We start from the raw sequence: 3,062 nt of genomic DNA on the forward strand, positions 1-3,062 counted from the left end.
GCACAAAGGCCGCACAGAATGTGCGGCCTTGTCTCCAGAGAAGAAATGACGACTACGGCTTCGCCGTGTTATTCGCACGGTTGCCATCAGGGATACGATGTTCCGGATCGATGGTGACTTCGGCGATCTTCTTCGTCGTCGGCAGAGGCATGTTGTACGTCGCCTTCTGCATCCAGGTTTCCGCCGGTAGCTTGACCTTCAGGTCCGTTCCGTCGTCGTACTTCACCTGCACCCACGCCGGCAGAACCAACTGCCCGTTCTGCTCGATGGTGACATGGGCCCCTTTAGAAGGATCAGCCGGATCGTTGTACTTCAGATCTTTCGCAGCCATATCCATCGCCCAGTTGTTCTCATACCAACCCCGCCAGAAATAGCTGAGGTCTTCACCACCCTCACTCTCCATCTCGCGGAAGAAGTCTGACGGCGTGGGATGCTTGAAGGCCCAGTCGTTGATGTACTTACGGAACGCGCGGTCAAAGACCTCGTGGCCCAGAATCTCTTCGCGTAGCAGATACAGCCCCTCCGCCGATTTGAAGTAGGTGATGGGATGGCGATACCTCTCCCGGATGGCGTCAGAGCGCATCAGAATGGGCGGAGCCTCTGGATCGGCATTGACCTTGGCGATCTCGTCTGCCGGATATCCTCCGCCGGGAGCATACTCGCCATCGCGCTTCGGACCCCAGACACCATGGTTGAACTGGTCAGACTCGTAGATATCGATGAAGGTATTGAAGCCCTCATCCATCCAGGCATCGCGACGCTCGTTCGACTGCACCACCATCGGGAACCAGGTGTGACCGATCTCATGAGCAGTGACGACAAAAAGCCCTTTGCTCTTGGAACGGATACCATCGAAGACCAAGCCCGGATACTCCATTCCGGAAGAGAAACCGGCAACGTTGATACCTGCTGGATAGGGATAGGCGTACCAATCCTGCGAGAAGTGCTCGACGGCGTCCTTCAGATACTCGGTGCAGCGTCCCCAACCGTCATCGCCGGCGGCCTCCGCAGGGTAGAAACTCTCCGCGAGCGAGGTCTTGCCACCGGGAAGATTGATCTTGGCGGCATCCCAGATGAACGATGGCGATGCGGAGAAGACGGCATCACGCGTGTGGTCCATGTGATAGTGCCAGGTCAGCGTGCCGTCCTTCTTCGGCCGGCTGGCTGGATCGTGCACCTCATCCTGCGTGCGAATGAAGATCGTCTTGTCGCTCGTTGCAGCCTGCTTCAGGCGGTCTTGTTGCGTCTTGGTGAGCACCTCCGTGCCATTCACCAGATAACCGGTACCCGCGACCAGGTAGTTCGAGGGCACGGTGACGTAGAAGTCGTAATTGCCGAACTCGGTATAGAACTCGTTGCCGAGGAAGGGCTGCGTGTCCCAGCCGTGAATATCGTCATAAACAGCCATCCGGGGATACCACTGCGCGATGTCGTAGATCGGCCCATCCTTCACATCGTCGACCGAGGTGCGTCCGCCCCAGATACCCGGCACCGTGTAGTGATACTTGATCAGAATCTTGATGCTGCTTCCATGCGCCAGCGGCGCGGGCAGATCGATCCGTGCCCGCGTATCGCTGATCTCGTACTCGGCCTTCACGGGCTTGGCGCCCTTCGCGGTGGAGACCAGCTCCATCGATTCGAAGACCGTGCCGTCGGTGTTGATACTCTCCGGCCGCTGGCGGCTACCGCCAGAGAAGGCACGCGAACGTGCATCAGCGCGATAGGTGTTCTGCTCTACCTGCAGCCATAGGCTGTTGAGCGCCACCGGGCTGTTGTTGGTATAGGTAATGGTCTCGATATTCGAGAGCGTCTTCGTCCCCGGATCGATGGTCGCGTGCATCTCGTAGTCAGCCGAGTTCTGCCAGTACGCCGGGGTCGGTGCGCCATCGGCGCCACGATAGCTCGTAACTGGCTGCGGCATGGCATAAGGCGCAAAGGTCTTCAGCGGATCGTAGGTGGCGGAACGTCCGCCGGTATCCGGAATCTGCGGACGGCGGCCCTGCCCCTGGGGCGGCTGAGCGGCCATCATTGCGGCGGAAACGAGAAGTACGGCCGCGGTAAAAGCGCGGCGCATGGCACACGAGTGCGTCATGAAATCTCCTGAATCAGAGGTGGCGGTGCGGATTGGGCAGACGAAGGCGCGCGAGTTTTTCCCGCGGGGATCGGGGAGCCGATGGACCTTCTTTTGCACGTGATGAGAAGACGTCTGGAACGCCGAAAAGGACGCAGCCGCATGGTGGATCACCCTTAGCAGAGAAGCCGTTCCTCCTCTGTGTTTCACACCAACTAGCAACCTGTTTGGGAATCCCGCTCACTAGAGCATTTCTCCTGTTGCTGGATAGTCCGGAAGGAGGGTGCAGCGGCGTTTTCATTGCGGAAAACGCCTATCGATACGAATCCCTACACTACACCTACAGGAGAAATGCTCTAGAGGGCCTCACGAAGTTCGCGATAGCCGGAGACAAGTGCGTTCAGCGAAAACGCCCGGTTCAGGCCGCTGGGATTGGGTAACACCCACACCGTGGAGCCGGCAAAGCTGAATGACTGCCGTCCCCATGCAACCGTGGGCTTACGAACGATGGCGCTGATGGCAGGTTTCCCAAGGAATGCGATCACTCGTGGACGGTAGCACAAAAGTTTCCTCTCCAGCTCCTCGCCGGCGGCTCGCAATTCGCGCGGCGCCAGGTCACCGGCGCTAACGGTGGGACGGGCTACCGCGGCGGTGATGCCGTAACCGTATTGCAGCAGAGCGCGGTCCTGCGTTGCAGGGATGAGATGTGGCGTGAAGCCTGCCAGATGAAGCGTCCGCCAGAAGCGGTTGCTGGGATTGGAGAAGTGATGACCAGCGAGAGCGGCACTCAGAGCAGGATTGATGCCGCAGAACACAGTATCAAGGTTCTCCGCCAGGATATCGGGGAGATGGGGTGCAGTTTCCGTTGCCGCAGGAAGGTTTGCCAAGCTTTGACTGTATCGCAGACGCAAAGATGCGGATGCTGCGGAAATCGGCTTCGTCAATTTCTGATGCGAATCAATGTATCCAGATGACTCCTGCCGCCCTGATC

General features: G+C 58.7%; 2 protein-coding genes. Both read right to left on the bottom strand.

The features are described from left to right. Window positions 1-52: 52 nt before the first annotated feature. Window positions 53-2,092, bottom strand: a complete 2,040-nt coding sequence (locus tag AB4043_RS20420; RefSeq protein ID WP_442301002.1) for a M1 family metallopeptidase — start codon at window positions 2,090-2,092, stop codon at window positions 53-55. Window positions 2,093-2,427: 335 nt separating this feature from the next. Beyond that, the gene (mug, locus tag AB4043_RS20425) at window positions 2,428-2,958 is read right to left on the bottom strand and encodes a G/U mismatch-specific DNA glycosylase (protein WP_442301003.1); all 531 of its coding nucleotides are present in this window, start codon (window positions 2,956-2,958) and stop codon (window positions 2,428-2,430) included. Window positions 2,959-3,062: the final 104 nt, after the last annotated feature.

Source organism: Terriglobus sp. YAF25 (assembly GCF_052113305.1).
Classification (GTDB): domain Bacteria; phylum Acidobacteriota; class Terriglobia; order Terriglobales; family Acidobacteriaceae; genus Terriglobus.

Bases quoted from the DNA above. Each gene is read 5' to 3' on its own strand.
- AB4043_RS20420 (WP_442301002.1), bottom strand. From the start codon at position 2,092: ATGACGCACTCGTGTGCCATGCGCCGCGCTTTTACCGCGGCCGTACTT.